Origin of the sequence: Lonsdalea iberica (genome assembly GCF_002111585.1) — a bacterium.
Taxonomy (GTDB): Bacteria; Pseudomonadota; Gammaproteobacteria; order Enterobacterales; family Enterobacteriaceae; genus Lonsdalea; species Lonsdalea iberica.
This window is the reverse complement of sequence record NZ_LUTP01000021.1, coordinates 14,618-34,065: the sequence shown is the minus strand read 5'-3', so window position 1 is coordinate 34,065 and position 19,448 is coordinate 14,618. Positions and strand designations below refer to the sequence as shown.

Annotated in this window: 22 protein-coding genes; 17 read left to right on the top strand and 5 right to left on the bottom strand. The window is 55.7% G+C overall.

The features are described from left to right. The first annotated feature begins 34 nt into the window (after nt 1–34). The 15 genes from pilM (at nt 35) to argD (ending at nt 13,136) form a co-directional block, all read left to right on the top strand. A complete protein-coding gene (gene pilM / locus AU511_RS09915; RefSeq protein ID WP_094109552.1) occupies nt 35–895 on the top strand; it encodes a type IV pilus biogenesis protein PilM in 861 nt (286 codons plus the stop codon). Next, nucleotides 895–1,470 carry a PilN domain-containing protein gene (locus AU511_RS09910; RefSeq protein WP_094101553.1) on the top strand — a complete coding sequence of 192 codons (576 nt, stop codon included), beginning with the start codon at nt 895–897 and terminating at the stop codon, nt 1,468–1,470. The genes pilM and AU511_RS09910 overlap by 1 nt, the downstream gene beginning before the upstream one ends. Before the next feature lie 41 nt (nt 1,471–1,511). Continuing rightward, nucleotides 1,512–2,015 carry a hypothetical protein gene (locus AU511_RS09905; protein WP_094109551.1) on the top strand — a complete coding sequence of 168 codons (504 nt, stop codon included), beginning with the start codon at nt 1,512–1,514 and terminating at the stop codon, nt 2,013–2,015. Next, on the top strand, nt 2,012–2,422 hold the full coding sequence (locus AU511_RS09900; RefSeq protein ID WP_094109550.1) for a HofP DNA utilization family protein: 411 nt from the start codon (nt 2,012–2,014) through the stop codon (nt 2,420–2,422). Before AU511_RS09905 ends, AU511_RS09900 begins: the two co-directional genes overlap by 4 nt. A gap of 20 nt (nt 2,423–2,442) precedes the next feature. Continuing rightward, nucleotides 2,443–3,708 carry a DNA uptake porin HofQ gene (hofQ, locus tag AU511_RS09895; RefSeq protein ID WP_094109562.1) on the top strand — a complete coding sequence of 422 codons (1,266 nt, stop codon included), beginning with the start codon at nt 2,443–2,445 and terminating at the stop codon, nt 3,706–3,708. Nucleotides 3,709–4,023: 315 nt separating this feature from the next. After that, nucleotides 4,024–4,545 carry a shikimate kinase AroK gene (aroK, locus tag AU511_RS09890; RefSeq protein ID WP_026741304.1) on the top strand — a complete coding sequence of 174 codons (522 nt, stop codon included), beginning with the start codon at nt 4,024–4,026 and terminating at the stop codon, nt 4,543–4,545. 52 nt (nt 4,546–4,597) lie between these two features. Further along, entirely contained in the window at nt 4,598–5,683 is a 1,086-nt protein-coding gene (aroB, locus tag AU511_RS09885; protein ID WP_094101549.1) for a 3-dehydroquinate synthase, read from the top strand. Between the two features lie 127 nt (nt 5,684–5,810). Then, complete coding sequence (locus AU511_RS09880) at nt 5,811–6,830, top strand: SPOR domain-containing protein (protein ID WP_094109549.1); 1,020 nt, start codon at nt 5,811–5,813, stop codon at nt 6,828–6,830. Nucleotides 6,831–6,907: 77 nt separating this feature from the next. Further along, nucleotides 6,908–7,738 (top strand): adenine-specific DNA-methyltransferase, encoded by an 831-nt coding sequence (gene dam / locus AU511_RS09875; protein ID WP_094101547.1) that lies wholly within the window; start codon nt 6,908–6,910, stop codon nt 7,736–7,738. Nucleotides 7,739–7,858: 120 nt separating this feature from the next. Next, on the top strand, nt 7,859–8,536 hold the full coding sequence (rpe, locus tag AU511_RS09870; RefSeq protein WP_094109548.1) for a ribulose-phosphate 3-epimerase: 678 nt from the start codon (nt 7,859–7,861) through the stop codon (nt 8,534–8,536). Further along, on the top strand, nt 8,529–9,233 hold the full coding sequence (locus tag AU511_RS09865; RefSeq protein WP_094101805.1) for a phosphoglycolate phosphatase: 705 nt from the start codon (nt 8,529–8,531) through the stop codon (nt 9,231–9,233). Before rpe ends, AU511_RS09865 begins: the two co-directional genes overlap by 8 nt. Then, complete coding sequence (trpS, locus tag AU511_RS09860) at nt 9,230–10,234, top strand: tryptophan--tRNA ligase (protein ID WP_094109547.1); 1,005 nt, start codon at nt 9,230–9,232, stop codon at nt 10,232–10,234. The genes AU511_RS09865 and trpS overlap by 4 nt, the downstream gene beginning before the upstream one ends. A gap of 239 nt (nt 10,235–10,473) precedes the next feature. Beyond that, the gene (gene ppiA / locus AU511_RS09855) at nt 10,474–11,043 is read left to right on the top strand and encodes a peptidylprolyl isomerase A (protein ID WP_094101807.1); all 570 of its coding nucleotides are present in this window, start codon (nt 10,474–10,476) and stop codon (nt 11,041–11,043) included. A gap of 163 nt (nt 11,044–11,206) precedes the next feature. Next, complete coding sequence (locus AU511_RS09850; RefSeq protein WP_094109546.1) at nt 11,207–11,788, top strand: aminodeoxychorismate synthase component II; 582 nt, start codon at nt 11,207–11,209, stop codon at nt 11,786–11,788. 115 nt (nt 11,789–11,903) lie between these two features. Next, nucleotides 11,904–13,136, top strand: a complete 1,233-nt coding sequence (argD, locus tag AU511_RS09845) for a bifunctional acetylornithine/succinyldiaminopimelate transaminase (RefSeq protein WP_094109545.1) — start codon at nt 11,904–11,906, stop codon at nt 13,134–13,136. A gap of 51 nt (nt 13,137–13,187) precedes the next feature. Here argD and crp read toward each other — a convergent pair whose 3' ends face one another. Next, the gene (crp, locus tag AU511_RS09840; protein WP_026741314.1) at nt 13,188–13,820 is read right to left on the bottom strand and encodes a cAMP-activated global transcriptional regulator CRP; all 633 of its coding nucleotides are present in this window, start codon (nt 13,818–13,820) and stop codon (nt 13,188–13,190) included. Between the two features lie 321 nt (nt 13,821–14,141). On the opposite strand from crp, the gene AU511_RS09835 reads away from it, so the two are divergent. After that, nucleotides 14,142–14,549 (top strand): OsmC family protein, encoded by a 408-nt coding sequence (locus AU511_RS09835; RefSeq protein WP_094109544.1) that lies wholly within the window; start codon nt 14,142–14,144, stop codon nt 14,547–14,549. A 36-nt stretch (nt 14,550–14,585) separates the two neighbouring features. On the opposite strand, the gene AU511_RS09830 is transcribed toward AU511_RS09835, so the two are convergent. The 3 genes from AU511_RS09830 to AU511_RS09820 all read right to left on the bottom strand — a co-directional run bounded on the left by AU511_RS09830 (nt 14,586) and on the right by AU511_RS09820 (nt 16,777). Continuing rightward, a complete protein-coding gene (locus AU511_RS09830) occupies nt 14,586–15,455 on the bottom strand; it encodes a phosphoribulokinase (RefSeq protein ID WP_094109543.1) in 870 nt (289 codons plus the stop codon). A gap of 124 nt (nt 15,456–15,579) precedes the next feature. Beyond that, nucleotides 15,580–15,810, bottom strand: coding sequence for a YheU family protein (locus tag AU511_RS09825; RefSeq protein WP_094101812.1), 231 nt, complete (start codon nt 15,808–15,810; stop codon nt 15,580–15,582). 1 nt (nt 15,811) lies between these two features. Beyond that, complete coding sequence (locus AU511_RS09820; protein WP_240503807.1) at nt 15,812–16,777, bottom strand: hydrolase; 966 nt, start codon at nt 16,775–16,777, stop codon at nt 15,812–15,814. A 109-nt stretch (nt 16,778–16,886) separates the two neighbouring features. On the opposite strand from AU511_RS09820, the gene AU511_RS09815 reads away from it, so the two are divergent. Then, on the top strand, nt 16,887–17,492 hold the full coding sequence (locus AU511_RS09815) for a LysE family translocator (protein WP_094101814.1): 606 nt from the start codon (nt 16,887–16,889) through the stop codon (nt 17,490–17,492). A gap of 40 nt (nt 17,493–17,532) precedes the next feature. On the opposite strand, the gene AU511_RS09810 is transcribed toward AU511_RS09815, so the two are convergent. After that, nucleotides 17,533–19,437 (bottom strand): ABC transporter ATP-binding protein, encoded by a 1,905-nt coding sequence (locus tag AU511_RS09810; RefSeq protein WP_094101815.1) that lies wholly within the window; start codon nt 19,435–19,437, stop codon nt 17,533–17,535. Nucleotides 19,438–19,448 lie beyond the last annotated feature (11 nt).

The window sequence follows — 19,448 nt, the reverse complement described above, 5'->3', positions numbered from 1 at the left end:
CACGTTCTTTTAGCTGACGATAAGGAGATCGAACATGGCTTACCACATATGGCGAGTTGGATTGGATATACAAAATGGCGTCGTGCGCGCTCTGGCGGTGCAACGTCGCCGCGAAGGCTGGCAACTGCGCCACTGGTGGCAATTACCGTTGCCGGGCGATACGTTACGCGCAGGTAGTCTACATGATCCAGACTCACTTTGTGAGGTGCTTCATCAATGGCGGCGGGAGTTGCCGCGCTTCATTTCTCTGCGCATCGCACTGCCGCCGGCGCTGATATTTCAACAGCGGATGGCGGCTCCCGATCCCCGGCTGCGTGAGCCGGAACGCAGCGGATATATCGAAAAGATGGCGTCGCGCACGCTCCCGGTGAGTCGGGAAGCGCTGGCGCTCGACTATCGCGACGACCCGCATACAGCGGATACGGTGCTGGTGACGGCCGCTAGAAAAACAGCGCTGGCGGCATGGTTGTCCTGTCTGGCTAAAGCCGGTTTGAATGCCGACGTGGTGGATATCAGTCCCTGCGCCCTTCGCTGTGTTGCCAGACAGGTCGGGATTTCTCCCCACGCGCCGCTTTTGCACCGGTTCGAAGACAGCTGGCTGTGGATCTCGCCGGTCGGACAGCCGCTGCACTTTGGTAACTTCACTTCGCAAGACTCGGGCGAAGATGCCACGTTGCTCGACTGTATCTGCGAGATAGACGAGCGTTTCCCGGCTTCTGCGCATTATCCGGTCTACCTGAGCTCGTCGGTCTCAAATTCAGAGGTAGGAAAAACGGAACGCCTGATCCCTTGGTCGCCGCTGGCGGCGTTCAGCTATCAGCAACCGCCGTTGCCGACGGAACCGTCGACGTTCGCCATCGCCGCTGGACTGGCGCTGCGCCCGGGGGATGAGTGATGCCGGTTATCAATCTGCTTCCCTGGCGCCGCCGCCGGCTCATTCGGCGTGTTCGCCTATGGAGCTTGCTGTTGACCGTGCAGCTGGCGATTGCGGCGTTCGTTATCACAGGAGACTACCTGGCTTCCCAACGACGGCATACGACGCTGGCGCAGCGCATCACCCAGCTGCAATCAGCCAGGCAGGCATACGAGTCCCAGCATCAACGTGTTCTCCTGATCAATCAGCAACAGGCGGTCGAACAGGTCCAGCAGACGTTAAGTGAACAGGGGCAACGACACAACCGGCGCTATCAGGAACTCTTGAAATATCTTCCCCGGCTGATGCCGGAGGCGTTGTGGCTGACGGAGATCAGCGACAGCGAGCGCGGTCTGCTGCTGTCGGGCGTGAGTCATCATTATCAGGCGATTGTCGATTTCTCCAGACGTCTGGCCGGAAATCCGCTGGCTGCGGCACCCCAACTTCGGCTAACTCGCCGCTATTCGAAGGATGCGACGTTGCTGGAGTTCACTTTGCAATTGGGGGAAACGGAGAGTGTCCGTGGGACACCGCGTGTTGGGAGAAGAGAAAAATGAGGCATGTCTCCCCATTCGTGTGTCGATGGTTCAATACTCCGATGCGAACGTTGTTGACGACGCAGTGTGGACTGGTCGCGGCGCTGTCGCTGGTGATTTGGGGCTCGGTGAATAGCGGATTGCGCCAGCAAACGGTGCTGTTGCAGGAACAGCGGCAAAGAGAGCAGAAGGCGGTCTCACAGTGGCAGAAAAGGCTGGCGGCGTTGCCTGCATCGGCCGAGTTGCCGCTGCATTCAGAGGCGCGGCCGTTGGCGGATAAACGTTTGGAACCGGGTATCGCCTTACCCACAGAGGCGCTGCGGGCGTCCGGCGGACAGTTGATCTCTTGGTCCCCGTTGTCTCCTGACGCCAATAAAAGCGACGACAGCGGATGGCGGCTGGTCTTCAATGCGGACTACGCGGGCATACGGCGCTTCATTACTCGACTCAACGGCTCCACCGTCGTCCCGCGTATTGATCGACTGGTGATGACGCGAGAAAAGGAGGGCATCCGAACCGAGCTGCTGCTGCGTTCTCCCGTGCCGGGAGCGGGAGAACTGCGATGACATCGGCGTCAGTGTTTTTCAACGGTAAATCGCGCATGGCGATGGTTTTCCTGTCGCTGGCATTGGCTTCGGGAGCCGTGCGGTCCTCTTCCCTGGAGTCAGAGAGAGAAAGAGATCCGTTTCAACCGCAGGCTGTGACTTGCGCCATGTCTTCATCCCCGAATCAGTGGCGGCTGCAAGGGTTGGTTGGCGATACGTCGCGCTGGGTGGGATGGGTAAAGCAGTCGGAAAATGGATGGCTTAGGGTGAGGTATGACGAGGCAGTGACCCAAACTGAAGGCTTGAGGGTATGGCTTGATCGCGAGCATGGAACGCTGCGGCTGTTCCCTTCCCAAGTCGATTGTCCGGTGTCGGAAATAACACTGTCTTCGCCGTTTCCTGGCTGGTCACAAGGAGTGGTGCCATGAGGTTTTATTATGTTTTACGTATGCGAAAAGCAACGTTCCGCTACGTGCTGCTGGTGTGTCTTTGCGTCAACCAACCTGTCGTGGCGCAGGATACGCTCCCGGTTTCGCTGGCCTTCGACGATGTACCGGTCGCGCGCGTGTTACAAGCGCTGGCGGAACATCAGCGATTGAACCTTGTCGTCGCACCCGGCGTGGAGGGTAACATCAGCCTGCAGTTGAATAATGTTCCGTGGCGGCAGGCGTTGGATATCACGCTGAAAATGGCCGATCTGACGTTGGAGAGGGAAGGCAATGTGCTGATGGTATACACCCGCGGGATGATCTCGGACACGGCACAAGCGGGGCTGGGGACTCATGATGCGGAACCGTTGGAAAACGCATCTTTAATGCTGCAGTACGCGGAGGCGAGCGACGTTGCCGCCGGTTTACAGGGGCAACGCGGCACGCTATTGAGTGAACGCGGTCGGGTGACGGCGGATAAACGCACCAATACGTTGCTGATAAGGGACGAAGCGGCGGCGGTAGCGGAGATTAAAGCCTGGATTCTAGAAATGGATAAACCGCTGGCTCAGGTGCAATTGACGGCTCACATCGTGACGATAGGCAGCGAACAGCTAGAATCGTTGGGAGTGAACTGGGGGCTGGGTGAGCGCGTGGGACCGGGCAAGGGCCTTAGCGTGAACAACTTTAATATCGATCTGCCGGTTACGACGCCCGCGATTAAGGCTGGCATTCACCTCGCCCGACTTGACGGGCGGCTACTCGATCTGGAGCTGCAGGCGCTTGAACTCGAAAACGCGGTCGAGATTATTGCCAGTCCGCGGCTGTTTACCGCGCACCGGCAGACGGCCAGCATTAAGCAGGGGACGGAGATCCCCTATCAGGTGTCGAGCGGAGCAAGTGGTTCGACGTCGATAGAGTTCAAAGAAGCGGTATTGGGTATGGAGGTGACGCCACGAGTACTGCCCCAAAACCGTATCAGCCTGAATCTGTTAATCAGCCAAAACATGCCGGGAAGAGCCATCAAACAGGGCGAAGGAGAAATACTGGCGATTGATAAGCAGGAAATTCAAACGCAGGTCACGGTTACCGACGGTGAAACCATTGTTTTAGGCGGAATTTTTCAGCAGCAGAAAAATCAGGCTGAAAACCGCGTGCCCGGACTGGGTCAATTGCCGGTCGTCGGCGGCCTATTTAAAAGCCGCAGCCAGCAAAACACGCGGCGCGAGCTGGTGATCTTCATCACGCCGACGCTTATTCACGACGCGCCACAAACCGAGTTATAGCTTTATCGGTAGCGATGAGGGAAATTGCGCATTTCATCAATAATTCCCTTCACCGTTTGACGATGCGGCGGTTTTAGCATACAAGGATTAGCGAATTGAGTACTGAAGTGTCGTTCCACCGGCGATGACGATAACTTACATTATTCTTGTTTGGATAATGTGACATTTTATTAGGTTGCCAAACTACCCTGAGTATTGAGATAATTTTTCGTCTGATTCTCGCACTATCGCTCATGAGGTTTCAGTTTAGGTTCCGCCGCTGGTTACATGGCGGGGCGGGTTATCATTAACGAATTTCTTAGTAATACCAAAAAAATGGCAGAGAAACGCAATATCTTTCTGGTTGGGCCTATGGGTGCCGGCAAAAGCACTATTGGCCGTCAGTTAGCTCAGCAACTTAACATGGAGTTCTTCGACTCCGATCAAGAAATTGAGCGACGTACCGGGGCTGATGTGGGCTGGGTATTTGATGTGGAAGGCGAAGAAGGCTTCCGCGAGCGCGAAGAGAAAGTCATTAATGAATTGACGGAGAAACAAGGGATCGTGCTGGCAACCGGCGGCGGTTCGGTGAAAACACGCGAAACCCGCAATCGCCTTTCTGCGCGAGGCGTTGTCGTGTATCTAGAAACCACCATCGAGAAGCAGTTGGCCCGCACTCAGCGTGATAAAAAGCGCCCGTTGTTGCAGGTTGAGGCCCCTCCACGCGAAGTACTGGAAGCGTTAGCGAGAGAACGTAATCCACTGTACGAAGAAATCGCAGACATCACGATTCGCACTGATGAACAAAGCGCCAAGGTAGTTGCTAACCAGATCATCAGCATGCTGGAAAACAACTGATTTTGTATAGCCGCCTGCACTCTAAGGGCTTCCGACAGGTCATGGAACGCGCATGGAAAGAATTATCGTCACTCTCGGGGAACGCAGTTATCCCATTACGATAGCCGCTGGATTATTCAGCAATGCAGACTCTTTTTTGCCGTTAAAAGCGGGCGATCAGGTGATGTTGGTGACCAATGATACTTTGGCGCCGCTCTACCTGAACGCCGTGCGGACCGTGTTGGAAAATGTAGGGGTGCGGGTTGATCAGGTGATTCTTCCCGACGGAGAGAAGTACAAATCTCTGACGGTACTTGATCAGGTCTTCTCCGCGCTATTGGAGAAACCCCATGGCAGGGACACCACGTTGGTGGCGCTGGGCGGCGGAGTTATCGGTGATTTGACCGGTTTCGCAGCGGCCTGCTATCAGCGCGGCGTTCGCTTCATTCAAGTTCCTACCTCTCTCTTGGCTCAGGTTGATTCATCCGTCGGCGGCAAAACCGCGGTAAATCATCCCTTAGGCAAAAACATGATTGGCGCTTTCTATCAGCCGGCCTCCGTCGTGATAGATATCGACTGTCTGAAAACGCTGCCTGCCAACGAACTTTCTTCCGGTCTGGCCGAAGTCATCAAATACGGCATCGTATTCGATAGCGACTTTTTCGCCTGGTTGGAAACACATATCGACGCCGTGCGCGCTTTAGACAACGCCCCGGTGGCCTACTGTATTCGACGCTGCTGTGAACTCAAGGCAGAAGTCGTCGCGGCCGATGAACGTGAAAACGGTCTGCGCGCCTTGCTGAATTTAGGCCACACTTACGGCCATGCTATCGAAGCGGAAATGGGCTACGGCAACTGGCTGCATGGCGAAGCGGTGGCGGTCGGTACAGTCATGGCCGCTCAGGCCGCATATCGCCTTGGCCTGCTGGGTTCGGCAGAGGTTGATCGTATTAAAGCGTTATTGACGCGAGCCGGACTGCCGATCACGGGGCCGGCTTCAATGACTCCCGAGTCTTATCTGCCGCACATGATGCGTGATAAAAAAGTATTGGGTGGTGAGCTGCGTCTGATATTGCCGATGGCTATAGGCCAGGCTGAAATACGCAGCGGCGTCGCCCATGATGTAGTTCTGGCTTCCATTGCTGATTGCCTTCCCTGACATAGACTTAGTGAGAAGTCTCCCTGTAGGGGCGATGGTTTTTATTTGTACTATGATACCTGATGATATAGCTATTCGCGGCGGTTGCATCACCACGAGCAGCTGCCGTTCAGTGGGAGGGGTATAGATGGGTGAGTTCAATCCGGAAGACGAGCTGAAGCCGGATACCAGCGATCGTCGGCCACAGCGCCAGCAAAAAAGAAAGCAGGGGTTCACTCTGCCTAGCGTGGCGTTATCCAAACAGCATGTCATGATTGGTGTCGGCATTATCGTGCTGGTACTGCTGATTGTTGCCGTCGGCGCCGCACTTCAGTCGCCGAGTCAGGATGCGACGCCGCCCGCCGCCTCCAGCGGCGGTTCAAAGAGCATAGAGCTTGCACCGCCTTCGGCTTCAACCACCGGCGCCACCGCGCCGGCCTCGCCTCAAACGCAGGTTCCCGGCCAGATGCCAGCTGGCGAACCGCAGTCGTTGAGCGCGCCTCCGGTAGCGGAAGCGCCCACTCAGGCGCCGTTACCCGTCCAGAACAAGAACCAACAGCGTATTGAGCTGCCGGGCAATATGATGGATACGCTCTCTCAGCCGCAACAACAGCAGCAGTTGAATGCGGTGGCTCAGAACAGCGCTGGCTCAGAGGTGACTTTGCCGACGTCGCCGGCTTCGGTGTCACCTGGCAGCAAAGCGCGCCCTCCGCGGGAGACCACGACGCCGCTGCGTCCCGGCACGGAGAAATCTCGCCACACGGACGCCAATGGCTCGTCGCATAAGGCTCCCGCAAAAAACAGCAACGTGTCTAAAGCGCCGACCACGGCTATCACGCCAGCGCCGTCAGGCAAATCAGTTGCATCGGCTGGCGGCACTCAGGCGAATGGTTCGATTCAAAACGCGCCGGCCAGCCACTTTACGCTTCAGCTTAGCGGTGCGTCCCGCGAGAGTTCGCTGCAGGCCTATGCCAAATCGCAGCGGCTAACGAATTATTGGGTCTATCAGACTCGAAGGGATGGCAAACCCTGGTATGTGCTTGTGAGCGGCGTTTACGCTTCCTCGGATGAAGCCAAACGCGCCGTTGCATCATTGCCTGCCGATGTCCAGGCTAAAAAACCATGGGTTAAGCCGATCCGACAGGTGAAGCAGGACTTGAGTAAGTAACACCAATTAGCCCTGATGTGCTGTCTGAAACAGAGTACAATCCGCGGCTCTGAAAAGTATGAGTAACTAACGACGGCATGAAGAAAAACCGCGCTTTCTTAAAATGGGCTGGTGGTAAGTATCCGCTGGTAGAAGAGATTCGCCGATATCTACCAGCGGGAGATTGCTTAATCGAACCCTTTGTAGGTGCCGGCTCGGTGTTTCTCAATACCGACTACGACAACTACATCCTGGCTGATATCAACAGCGATCTCATCAATCTTTACGATATCGTTAAAACCAAAACGGAACATTTCATCCGCGATGCCCGCGAGTTATTCACGCAAGAAATGAATACCTCGGAGGTTTTTTATCTACTACGCAGCGAATTTAATGCTTGTGATAACGCCTACCGACGTGCGCTTCTGTTCCTCTATCTGAACCGACATTGTTACAACGGGTTATGCCGTTATAACATGAGTGGCGAATTCAACGTGCCCTTCGGGCGTTACAAGAAACCCTATTTTCCCGAAGACGAACTGCGCTGGTTTGCGCAAAAGGCTCAAAATGCCACGTTCGTCTGCGAGCACTACCAGGACACGTTGACGAAGGCGAAGCAGGGATCCGTGGTGTATTGCGATCCGCCCTATGCACCGCTGTCCGCCACCGCGAATTTCACGGCGTACCACACCAACAATTTTAATCACGACGATCAGCGGGGTTTGGCGCGGCTGGCGGAACAGCTATCGGCGGAAAGCCAAATACCGGTTCTGATTTCCAATCACGATACGGAGCTAACGCGCGAATGGTATCAGTCGGCCTCTTCCCTGTACGTGGTCAAGGCCCGGCGGACGATTAGCCGCAATATCGCCGGTCGCAGCAAGGTGAACGAACTGCTGGCTTTGTACCGCGGCGAGGAGTTAGGGTAAAAACATTAGGCTGGGCTGATTAAAGCCCCGTGTTTTCGCCAACACAGAGGCTGTACGAGTCCTTTTGAACCCGAAGTGGCTTCGGCAGCAATATGCAGACTTGATGGTTTGGAGAAGCGAATGAAACCGTTTTTAATCGCCCCGTCTATATTGTCGGCTGACTTTGCCCGGCTGGGAGAGGACACCGCCAAAGCGCTGGCGGCGGGAGCCGATGTCGTCCACTTCGACGTCATGGATAACCATTACGTGCCCAATCTGACCATGGGGCCGATGGTGCTTAAGGCATTGCGAGATTACGGCGTTACCGCCCCGATAGACGTCCACCTGATGGTCAAGCCGGTGGATCGCCTCATCCCGGACTTTGCCGAGGCCGGCGCCAGTTATATCACTTTTCATCCCGAAGCCTCAGAGCATGTCGACCGCTCGCTGCAACTGATTAAAGATCACGGCTGCCGCGCGGGATTGGTGCTGAACCCTGCCACACCGTTGAGTTATCTGGATTACGTCATGGATAAGCTGGATATCATTCTGCTGATGTCAGTCAACCCCGGCTTTGGCGGACAGTCGTTCATTCCCTCCACGCTCACCAAGCTGCGTCAGGTGCGCAAACTGATCGACGACAGCGGATACGACATTCGTCTGGAAGTCGACGGCGGCGTCAAAGTGGACAATATCGGTGAGATTGCCGCCGCCGGCGCGGATATGTTTGTGGCGGGGTCGGCGATTTTCAATCAGCCTGACTATCAGGCGGTAATCGATAAAATGCGTCATGAATTAGCGAAGGTATCCTATGGCTGAACTCAACGCCGTACGCGGGCTGGCTTTCGACCTCGATGGTACGTTGGTCAACAGTGCGCCGGGCCTGTCTCAGGCGCTGGACCGAGCGATGCAGACTCAGGGCCTGCCCGCGCCGGGTGAAGCCTTACTGACGACCTGGATCGGCAATGGTGCCGATAAAGTCGTCGAGCGAGCGCTGCGCTGGGCCGACATCGAGCCTTCTCCTGAGCGCATGCAGGCCGTGCGCCAGCAGTTTGACATCGCCTACGCGCAAACGGTCGATGCTGGCAGCCAGCTTTATCCCGAGGTCAAAGATACACTGCATGCGCTGGCCGCTCGCAATGTCCCTATGGCGCTGGTAACCAATAAACCTACGCCTTTCGTGGCGCCGTTGTTACGTTCGCTTGGGATCGACGCCTACTTCACGTTAGTGCTGGGCGGCGATGACGTCCCGAGCAAGAAGCCCCATCCCGCGCCGCTTTATCTGGTGTTGGGAAAGCTGGGGTTGCGAGCGAACGAATTGTTGTTCGTCGGCGATTCCCGCAATGATATACAAGCCGCGCAGGCGGCTGGTTGCCCGAGCGTCGGCATGACCTACGGCTATAACTATGGCGAAGCGATAACCTTAAGCCACCCGAGTGTGGTGTTGGAGCGCTTTGCGGATCTCTTGTCCCTTGTCGGACCGTCCATTTCAGATAATCAGGAAGCATTAACATGAGCAAGCCCATTGTATTTAGCGGCGCGCAGCCGTCTGGCGAGTTGACCATTGGTAACTACATGGGTGCATTACGTCAGTGGGTCCATATGCAGGATGATTACGACTGCATCTATTGCATCGTGGATCTGCATGCCATCACGGTTCGTCAGGATGCGGAACAGTTGAGAAAAGCGACGCTGGATACGCTGGCCCTTTATCTGGCCTGCGGTATCGACCCGCAGAAGAGCACCATCTTCGTACAGTCACACGTACCTGAGCATACCCAACTGGCCTGGGCGCTAAACTGCTACACTTATTTCGGCGAACTGAGCCGTATGACCCAGTTCAAGGACAAGTCAGCCCGCTATGCGGAAAACATCAACGCCGGTCTGTTCGGTTATCCGGTGCTGATGGCGGCGGATATCCTGCTGTATCAGACAAATCAGGTACCGGTAGGGGAAGACCAGAAGCAGCATCTGGAGCTGAGCCGCGATATCGCACAACGTTTCAACACGTTGTACGGCGACACCTTCAGGGTGCCGGAACCGTTTATTCCCAAGTCCGGTGCGCGTGTGATGTCGCTGCTGGAACCGACCAAAAAAATGTCCAAATCGGACGATAACCGCAACAACGTGATTGGCCTGCTGGAAGATCCGAAAGCGGTGACCAAAAAAATCAAACGCGCGGTGACCGATTCGGATGAGCCGCCGGTGGTACGCTATGACATCGCCAATAAACCCGGCGTGTCGAACCTGCTCGATATCCTCTCCGGCGTTACGGGGAAATCAGTCGCGCAGCTGGAACAGGAATTTGAAGGCCAGATGTATGGTCACCTCAAAGGCTCCGTGGCGGAAGCGGTATCCGGCATGCTGGGCGAATTGCAGGAGCGTTATCATCGCTTCCGCAACGACGAAGCCTATTTGCAGCAGGTGATGCGTGACGGCGCCGAGAAGGCCCGTGAACGCGCCAGCCAGACGCTGAACAAGGTTTATGACGCTATTGGGTTCGTCGCTCGTCCATAAGTCTTAGCGCCCGTTGGGCGGATATCTACAAGATCCGAAGACGAGCCACACGGCTCGTCTTTTTCGTTTCAGGTCAGCGATATCAAGGTTGTTGCCGTGAAACGCGCTGCATTAGCCGTATTGCCGCCGTCAGCACGTTCCTCAATCCTGCGTAAAAAAAGGTAAATCGGTAGCGCGCGGGCAGGCGGCTATTTACAATCGATACGCTTTCTGTAGTTGGCCCCTAAAAGGAATTCTCCATGTCAAAACGTATATTGGCAACGATAGCGACCGTATTTACTTTGTCTGCGTTCTCGCCAGCATTTGCTGCAACTGCGTCAACGCATGTGTTGCTTACCACTTCGGCCGGCAATATCGAACTGGCGCTGGACGATCAAAAAGCGCCAGAGTCAGTGAAAAATTTTGTGAGTTATGTCGATAGCGGTTTTTATAACGGTACTGTTTTCCACCGCGTTATCCCGGGATTTATGGTTCAGGGTGGCGGATTCACCAGCGACCTTAAACAGAAGGCGACTAACCCGCCGATCAAAAATGAAGCTGACAACGGGTTGCGTAACCTGCGTGGCACCATATCGATGGCGCGTACCAGTGAGAAAGACAGCGCCACCAGCCAGTTCTTCCTCAACGTGGCGGATAACGCATTTCTGGATCACGGCCAGCGTGACTTCGGTTATGCCGTCTTCGGCAAAGTAGTGAAGGGGATGGATGTGGCGGATAAGATTTCCCAGGTGCAGACGGAGAACGTTGGCCCTTACCAAAACGTTCCCATCAAGCCGATCGTCATCCAGTCCGCCAAGATCATAAAATAATTATGACCATCAAGGCCCCGGCGTTGTTCGCCTAGGCTTTTTAGCATGCTCCCGACGCATCCCATCGGGTGTATGTCTGGTTGTCCTATCCCGTCTTGAATCCTCTTTCTGCGCGATAACAGGGTGTTTTCCCGGTTATCGCCAGCCTGTTTCAGAGTGATGAATGTTACTGATCATAGATAACTACGACTCCTTTACCTACAACCTGTACCAGTACTTCTGCGAGCTGGGCGAGGAGGTAGTGGTCAAGCGTAATGATGAGCTGAGTCTCGAGGCGATTGAACGCTTATCGCCGCAGCATCTGGTGATATCGCCGGGCCCCTGTACGCCAAACGAAGCGGGCATCTCGCTGCAGGCCATCCGTCATTTTGCCGGGCAACTGCCGATTTTGGGCGTTTGTTTGGGGCATCAGGCGCTGGGGCAGGCTTTTGGCGCTCAGGTTGTGCGTGCGCGAGAAGTCATGCACGGTAAGACCTCTCTAATTCGCCATCGCGACGTCGGCGTTTTCACCGGGTTGGCGCAGCCGCTGACGGTGACGCGCTATCACTCTCTGATCGTCGACAGCGCCTCGCTGCCGGAGTGCTTCGAAATCACCGCCTGGACGGAAAATAGCGCAGGAACCCTGGATGAAATCATGGGGATCCGTCATCGGAGCCTGCCGCTGGAGGGCGTGCAGTTTCACCCGGAAAGCATTTTGAGTCAGCACGGGCATAAGCTGTTGCATAATTTTCTGCATGGAGAATGAGTCCGCCGCCGATTGGCTACCCTCGCGGATTAATTATTGCCTGTCTTTGATTTTTTATGCATATTTAATGACTATAATTTCAAATTAAACCTGAAATCTTAAAGCGGGGCAGCAGATGGCAACAGATAAAACCGCAGTGACGCGTGATACCTACGACAAGGTCATTCTTCCTGTTTATGCACCGGCGCAGTTCGTCCCGGTGAAGGGGAAAGGCAGCCGGGTATGGGATCAGCAGGGTAAGGAATACATCGATTTTTCCGGCGGTATTGCTGTTACGGCGTTGGGTCATTGCCATCCTGCGTTGGTGAATGCCCTCAAGACGCAGGGCGAAACGCTGTGGCATACCAGCAACGTTTTCACCAACGAGCCCGCGCTGCGCCTGGCCAGCAAGCTGATTGCAGCGACGTTCGCTGAACGCGTCTTCTTCGCCAACTCAGGGGCGGAAGCCAACGAGGCGGCCTTTAAACTGGCGCGTCACTATGCCATCGAACGTTTTAGCCCGTATAAAACCAAGATTATCGCCTTTCATCAGGCATTTCATGGCCGTACGCTCTTTACCGTCTCGGTTGGCGGGCAGCCGAAGTACGCGGACGGATTCGGGCCGAAGCCCGCCGATATTATTCATGTGCCGTTTAACGATCTGGATGCGGTGAAGGCGGTGATCGACGATCATACGTGCGCGGTGGTTTTGGAGCCGGTACAGGGCGAAGGCGGCGTGCTGCCTGCCACGCAAGCATTCATGGAAGGTGTGCGTGAACTGTGCGATCAAAATCAGGCGCTGCTGGTGTTTGATGAGGTGCAATGCGGGATGGGGCGTACCGGTGAGCTGTTCACCTATATGCACTATGACGTGACGCCCGACATCTTGACGACTGCTAAGGCATTAGGAGGCGGATTTCCCATCAGCGCCATGCTGACCACGGAGGACGTCGCTTCTGTCATGAAGGTCGGGACTCACGGCACCACCTACGGCGGCAACCCTCTGGCCTGTGCGGTGGCGGAAGCTGCGTTGGACGTCATCAATACGCCAGAAGTGCTGTCAGGCGTCTCCGCCCGACACGATCGTTTCATTTCCGCACTGGACGACATCAATCAACAATTCGACATTTTTGATGGCGTGCGCGGCATGGGCCTTTTACTCGGTGCTCAGCTGAAACCGCAATGGCATGGACGGGCGCGTGATTTTCTGACGGCCGCCGCCGAGCTGGGAGTGATGATTTTGGTCGCTGGTCCTGACGTTATCCGCTTTGTGCCGTCGCTGGTGATTGAACTGGACGATATTGACGAGGGGATGGCGCAGTTTGCGAAAGCGGTCGCACGGGTTGTGAACGGAGAACCGGATCTCTAAGCGGAGAGTGAACAGCGCGTTGCGCGCTGTTCATGTATCGGGGTGTTGAAGTTACCGAGTGCCAAAGACCACGATGGTTTTGCCGTGCGCTGAAATCAGCTCCTGATCCTCCAGCATCTTCAGAATTCGGCCGACGGTTTCGCGGGAGCAGCCCACGATCTGGCCGATTTCCTGTCGGGTAATTTTAATCTGCATCCCGTCTGGGTGCGTCATGGCGTCAGGCTGTTTGGCGAGGTTTAGCAGGGTCTGTGCGATGCGGCCGGTGACATCAAGAAACGCCAGGTTGCCCACTTTCTGGGAGGTGACTTGAAGTCTTCGCGCAATCTGGGATGACAGGCGCATCAGAATATCGGGGTTGACCTGAATCAGCTGGCGGAATTTTTTATAGGAAATCTCGGCAACTTCGCAGGCGCTTTTGGCTCGCACCCAAGCGCTGCGCTCCTGATCCTCTTCGAATAAGCCTAGCTCACCAATAAAATCCCCTTGATTTAGATAGGAAAGAATCATTTCTTTCCCTTCTTCATCCTTTATCAATACGGCAACGGAACCCTTAACGATGTAGTAAAGCGTTTCTGCTTTTTCACCTTGGTGAATCAGCGTACTCTTTGAGGGGTACTTGTGGATATGACAATGAGAAAGGAACCATTCAAGAGTCGGGTCTGTTTGCGGTTTGCCGAGAACCATTCGCTGTTATCCTCTGTTGTAATTCACTACGTAAATCACAGGGCTCAGAGTTCCCTGTAAGGCATGATAACTCTAGTTATAATCAAATTCCGTTGGGCGAAATTTGTCAGGGAATTGACTGAAACCTCTTTGTCAGGTGACTCTGCAAACTGCTGTTTTCAGCATTGCGCAGAACGCACCGGATGCTGCCTTTGTTTGTAACACAGGTTGAGAGTACTGTCTTGTGTTGTCTCGCTTCAGCATGATTACGCCTTGATACTCAGGCATTTTCTACATAAGCGCGATAAAATTTCAAAAAAAGTTGAGTGGGAGTGTAAGTCTATGCAAGCGCGGGTGAAATGGGTTGAAGGGTTGACGTTTATTGGCGAATCCGCCTCCGGCCACCAAATTGTTATGGACGGCAATGCGGGCGACAAAGCGCCGAGCCCGATGGAAGTCCTCTTGATGTCGGCCGGGGGATGCAGCGCTATCGATGTCGTGTCCATTCTGCAAAAAGGACGACACGATGTAGCGGATTGCGAAGTCCGCCTGACCTCTGAGCGCCGGCAGGAAGCCCCCCGGCTGTTCACGGCTATCAACCTGCACTTCATCGTGACCGGGAAAGGGCTGACCGAACAAGCCGTGTCGCGCGCGGTGTCCCTGTCGGCAGACAAGTACTGCTCGGTTGCGTTGATGCTGGGCTCGGCGGTGACCATCACGCACAGCCACGAAGTGATTACCCTCGATTAATAAAGATACGGCCGTTCAGGCCGTATTGTCACGACCTTACATGATCGTCTTGCCTTCCAGCAGCTGCTGCACTAGCGGCATCATTATCAGTTCCATCGCCAGCCCCATTTTACCTCCGGGCACGACCAGCGTATTGATATGGGAAATGTACGACCCCTGCAGCATGGCGAGCAGATAGGGAAAGTCGATGTTTTCCAGACGTTGGAAATGAATGACCACCAGACTTTCGTCCAGCGACGGGATCGCTTTCGCGGCGAACGGGTTAGACGTATCGACGGTGGGCACCCGCTGGAAGTTAATATGCGTACGGGAAAACTGCGGCGTGATGTAGGTGATGTAGTCTTCCATCGATCGTACAACGGAGTCCATGACCGCATCGCGCGAGTGCCCGCGTTCGTTGACGTCGCGGTGCAGCTTCTGGATCCACTCGAGATTCACGATAGGCACGACGCCCACCAGCAGATCGACATGGCGAGCCACGTTGTGCTGCTCGGTGACGACGCCGCCGTGCAACCCCTCATAGAACAGCACATCGGTGGGATCGGGCATGGCCTCCCAGGGCGTAAACGTGCCGGGCACCTGGTTGTAGGGGATCGCCTCATCGTAGGTATGCAGATACTTGCGGGTTTGTCCGGTTCCTTGGCTACCGTAGTCGGCAAGCGTTTGTTCCAGCAAAGGAAAATCGTTGGCTTCCGGGCCGAAATAACTGATGTGGCGGCCTAGATCGCGTGCTTTACGAATGGCCATGTCCATTTCCGGACGGGTGTAGCGGTGAAAGCTGTCGCCTTCCAGTTCTGCGGCCCGGATTTTCAACTGCTGAAAAATTTTTCGGAATGCCAGACTGGTTGTGGTTGTGCCGGCGCCGCTGGAACCGGTCACGGCAATAATAGGGTGTTGATGCGACATAGGGCTGCAACTCCGCAATTGACGGTAAAACCCTGCAGGAAACGCCGGGGATTCGGCCTTCATTGTTACCCTGTTTGCGCCAATGCGCCACGCCAATTTTGTCTCGGCCGCGGCGTCTATGCCGTTATGAATCGTGTCCGGTTTTAAACTGGGTGCGCGGCATGAGATTGACCGTCTCATGCAGTTCGGACCAGACCAGCACCACGTCGCCGCTTTCCAACTGGCGGCGTACGTCCGCCACCTTTTGTTCCAGCGTGCGCTCTTGCTCGCCGTAGTCGGTGCCTTCGCGCAGAACGAAGGACTCAATCAGATTCTCCAGCGTATCCGCCGCGAGTTCTTGCCAGGGAATAATCACCTTATCGCTCCAGATGTGGGGTAAGCCAGTCGGGAATCCGCTGCTCCAGCCACAGTTTCGGTTTTAATAATGACCCGCTCACAAAGCCGACGTGCCCGCCGTACTCCGTCAGCTGATACTCAATATTAGGCGGTAACGACGTGGCGGCAGGAATGACATCCTCCGTCATGAACGGATCGTCCTTAGCGTGAATGATCAGCAGCGGCGTGCGGACGTTGGGCAGAAAGGGCAGGGCGCTACAACGCTCATAGTAGTCATTGGCGTCGGTAAATCCATGAATGCGCGCGGTAATAATGTTATCGAACTCCCGCAGTCCCCGAATTTTTCTCAACTGATGCAGGTGAACCGGTAGCGTATCCGGATAGGCCGCCAGTTTGCGGATGGCATTCCGTTTCAACAGCCGCAGCAAATAGTGCTGATAAAAGCGTGAAAAGCCTTTTTCGATATGCCGACAGCACGGCTCCAGCATCAGCGGCGCGGAAACAACCGTCGCGGCGTCCAGCAACGGTTCTTCCGTCTGCTGGCCGAGCAGGCAGGCCAGCATGTTGCCGCCCAGCGAGACACCGATGGCGGCGGTCGGCGCATCGCCGTAGGTAGACTTCAGCCAGCGCAGGAAATAGCGTGCATCCTCGGTCTCGCCGGAGTGATACATCTGGGGCGTACGATTGGGCGTGCCGCCGCAGCCGCGAAAATGCATGACGACGGACAGCCAGCCGCGTTGGTGGCAGGCGGCCACCAGACCATGCGCATACGGACTATGGAAGCTGCCTTCAAGGCCGTGGAACAGAACCACCCGAGGTTTATGGCGAGCCAGCATGGGATCTTCGCTCCAGGCCAGGTCGAGAAAATCGCCGTCCGGCAGTTCAAGCGTCTGCCAGAGTGGCTTGAGCAGCGCGCGTCGCCGTAACAGACGGGGAAGCAAGGTTTGCAAATGGGGGTTGTTCATACCGGCCAGGGGACGAAACATCTGGCTAGTCGTGGGATGAATATTCATAGTCAAAAGCTTGTACCGGCGACATCACGCTGCTAGGTTGAAGAACTGCAAATTTCGTTTGTTAGAAGGCCTTTTTAATTACATGGCGCACTTCAATCTGTTTCTTTCCATGCTTGGCTTCCTGTGGGTTGCAGCGATTACCCCAGGCCCCAATAATATGCTACTTACTGCTTCCGCTGCTAATTTTGGTTTTCTCCGCTCCATACCGCTGATGGTCGGTATCATGATCGGGATGCAAAGTGTCTTGCTGCTGGTGGCGCTGGGATTGGGGAGCCTGATTCTACTCTATCCTTCGCTTCACCTCGCACTCAAAATTTTGGGCAGCGCTTATTTGCTGTGGCTGGCGTTCAAAATCGCCAGCGCTCGCTACGAGGAGCTCGACACCCAAACCGCGCCACCGCGCCCGATGCCCCTTTATCAGGGCGGACTGCTGCAATTTCTGAACCCGAAAGCCTGGCTGATGGCGCTGGGCGCCGTAGCCGGTTTCAGCCTCTCGGGGAGTGAGTACGTGGGTTCCGTCATCGCCATCAGCATCGCCACGTTCAGCGTGAATCTGGTCGCCGGTATTGTCTGGCTGGGGTTCGGCACGATGATCGGCAAAATGCTGCGCAGTCGCCGATCGTGGCGGATATTCAACCTATTTATGGGGCTGCTGACCGCCGCCTGCGTGCTGATGATCTGGCATTAGTCTAAGCGGCGGGGCTGGCTATGACGCCTGCCCCGCGTTATCAGGACTGTAGCATCTGCTCAAGCTGTTCCTGCGCGTCCAACCAGCCCATTTCGGTCTCTTCCAGTTCGCTTTTGACGGCAATCTGCTCCTGCAGGCAGGTCGTTAGCTCCGCTTTGCGGCTGGCGTCGTAAATCGCCGTATCCGCCAGGCGGTTTTCCAGCTCCGCCAGCTTGGTATTCAGCTTTTCCATCTGCTGCTCCAGCTTGGTGATTTGCTTGCGCAGCGGCTGTGTTTGGGTACGTAGCTCCGCCTCGCGTCGCTTCTGGTCTTTTCTGGCCTGAGCACTGTTGCCGGCGCTTTCTTTGGCCGGTGTCGACTCGCCAGCGTCCTGCTTTTGTGCGTCCAGCAGCCACTGTTGATAATCTTCAAGATCCCCGTCGAACGGCTCCACCCGGCGATCGTGGACCAGATACAGGTCGTCCGTCGTGGAGCGAATCAGATGGCGATCATGCGAGACGACGACCAAGGCGCCTTCGAAATCGATCAAGGCCTCGGTCAGCGCCTGACGCATGTCCAGATCGAGGTGGTTAGTCGGTTCATCGAGCAGCAGCAGATTAGGACGCTGCCAAACGATCAACGCCAGCACCAGGCGCGCTTTCTCGCCGCCAGAGAAACGTTCGGTGGGCTCGACCACTTTGTCGGCGCCGAAGCCGAAGCCGCCCAGATAGTCACGTAGCTGCTGTTCGGTTTCCTGCTCGGCCAGGCGGGTGAGATGCTGCAACGGCGATTCGTCCGCACGCAGGTACTCCAACTGATGCTGGGCGAAATAGCCCAGCCGAACGCCTTTCGCCAGCCCGACTTCGCCGCTCTGCGGGCGTAGCTCACCCGCCAGCAGTTTGATCAGTGTGGATTTCCCGGCGCCGTTGTGGCCGAGCAGACCGATGCGCGAGCCGGGCACCAGATTGAGTTTGATAGATTCCAGAATCAGCTTGTCGCCGTAGCCTGCGCTCACTTTCTCCATCCGCAATAACGGATTGGGCAACGCCTGCGGCGCGCGGAAACTGAAACGAAACGGGTTATCGACATGCGCTGGCGCAATCAGCTCCATTTTTTCCAGCATTTTGATACGGCTCTGCGCCTGCTTGGCTTTTGTCGCCTTGGCGCGGAAGCGGTCAATGTAATGCTGCAAATGCGCGACGCGTTCCTGCTGATGCTCATACAGCGACTGCTGCTGGGAAAGCCGCGTCGCTCGCTGCTGTTCAAACGACGTGTAGTTGCCGGTGTATTCGAACAGAGACTCCTGCTCGATATGCAAAATTTTATTAACAATCGGATCAAGAAAATCCCGGTCATGGGAAATCAGCACCAACGTGCCGGGATAGCTTTTAAGCCATTTCTCCAGCCAGATGACTGCGTCGAGATCCAAATGGTTGGTCGGTTCGTCCAGCAGCAGAAGATCGGAGCGACAAAGCAGGGCCTGCGCCAGATTGAGACGCATACGCCAGCCGCCGGAAAAGGCGCTGACAGGCTGTTGCAGCTGCTCCTGGCTGAATCCCAGCCCATTCAGCAGGCTGGCGGCGCGAGACGGGATCGACCAGGCGAGGATCGCATCTAGCTTGCCGTGCACGGTGGCGATAGCGTTGCCGTCGTTGCGCTCGTTGGCGTGCGCCAGCTCGCTCTCCAACTGGCGAAATTCCCGGTCGCCGTCTATCACATACTCTATCGCAGGACGTTCCAGCGCAGGCGTTTCCTGATTGACCCAGGCGAGGGACCAGTGCTGAGGAAAAGTGGCATTGCCGCCGTCAGCGCTAATTTCTCCTTTCAGCAGCGATAGCAGCGTCGATTTTCCGCAGCCATTTTTACCGACCAGACCCACTTTCTGACCCGGGTTGACGGTCGCTGTGGCGTTATCCAGCAGTACCCGCGTACCACGTCGAATTTGTAAAGAGGAGAAGACAATCATAAAGCGCCAAC

Bases quoted from the DNA above. Each gene is read 5' to 3' on its own strand.
- pilM (WP_094109552.1), top strand. From the start codon at position 35: ATGGCTTACCACATATGGCGAGTTGGATTGGATATACAAAATGGCGTC.
- AU511_RS09910 (WP_094101553.1), top strand. From the start codon at position 895: ATGCCGGTTATCAATCTGCTTCCCTGGCGCCGCCGCCGGCTCATTCGG.
- AU511_RS09905 (WP_094109551.1), top strand. From the start codon at position 1,512: ATGCGAACGTTGTTGACGACGCAGTGTGGACTGGTCGCGGCGCTGTCG.
- AU511_RS09900 (WP_094109550.1), top strand. From the start codon at position 2,012: ATGACATCGGCGTCAGTGTTTTTCAACGGTAAATCGCGCATGGCGATG.
- hofQ (WP_094109562.1), top strand. From the start codon at position 2,443: ATGCGAAAAGCAACGTTCCGCTACGTGCTGCTGGTGTGTCTTTGCGTC.
- aroK (WP_026741304.1), top strand. From the start codon at position 4,024: ATGGCAGAGAAACGCAATATCTTTCTGGTTGGGCCTATGGGTGCCGGC.
- aroB (WP_094101549.1), top strand. From the start codon at position 4,598: ATGGAAAGAATTATCGTCACTCTCGGGGAACGCAGTTATCCCATTACG.
- AU511_RS09880 (WP_094109549.1), top strand. From the start codon at position 5,811: ATGGGTGAGTTCAATCCGGAAGACGAGCTGAAGCCGGATACCAGCGAT.
- dam (WP_094101547.1), top strand. From the start codon at position 6,908: ATGAAGAAAAACCGCGCTTTCTTAAAATGGGCTGGTGGTAAGTATCCG.
- rpe (WP_094109548.1), top strand. From the start codon at position 7,859: ATGAAACCGTTTTTAATCGCCCCGTCTATATTGTCGGCTGACTTTGCC.
- AU511_RS09865 (WP_094101805.1), top strand. From the start codon at position 8,529: ATGGCTGAACTCAACGCCGTACGCGGGCTGGCTTTCGACCTCGATGGT.
- trpS (WP_094109547.1), top strand. From the start codon at position 9,230: ATGAGCAAGCCCATTGTATTTAGCGGCGCGCAGCCGTCTGGCGAGTTG.
- ppiA (WP_094101807.1), top strand. From the start codon at position 10,474: ATGTCAAAACGTATATTGGCAACGATAGCGACCGTATTTACTTTGTCT.
- AU511_RS09850 (WP_094109546.1), top strand. From the start codon at position 11,207: ATGTTACTGATCATAGATAACTACGACTCCTTTACCTACAACCTGTAC.
- argD (WP_094109545.1), top strand. From the start codon at position 11,904: ATGGCAACAGATAAAACCGCAGTGACGCGTGATACCTACGACAAGGTC.
- crp (WP_026741314.1), bottom strand. From the start codon at position 13,820: ATGGTTCTCGGCAAACCGCAAACAGACCCGACTCTTGAATGGTTCCTT.
- AU511_RS09835 (WP_094109544.1), top strand. From the start codon at position 14,142: ATGCAAGCGCGGGTGAAATGGGTTGAAGGGTTGACGTTTATTGGCGAA.
- AU511_RS09830 (WP_094109543.1), bottom strand. From the start codon at position 15,455: ATGTCGCATCAACACCCTATTATTGCCGTGACCGGTTCCAGCGGCGCC.
- AU511_RS09820 (WP_240503807.1), bottom strand. From the start codon at position 16,777: ATGTTTCGTCCCCTGGCCGGTATGAACAACCCCCATTTGCAAACCTTG.
- AU511_RS09815 (WP_094101814.1), top strand. From the start codon at position 16,887: ATGGCGCACTTCAATCTGTTTCTTTCCATGCTTGGCTTCCTGTGGGTT.
- AU511_RS09810 (WP_094101815.1), bottom strand. From the start codon at position 19,437: ATGATTGTCTTCTCCTCTTTACAAATTCGACGTGGTACGCGGGTACTG.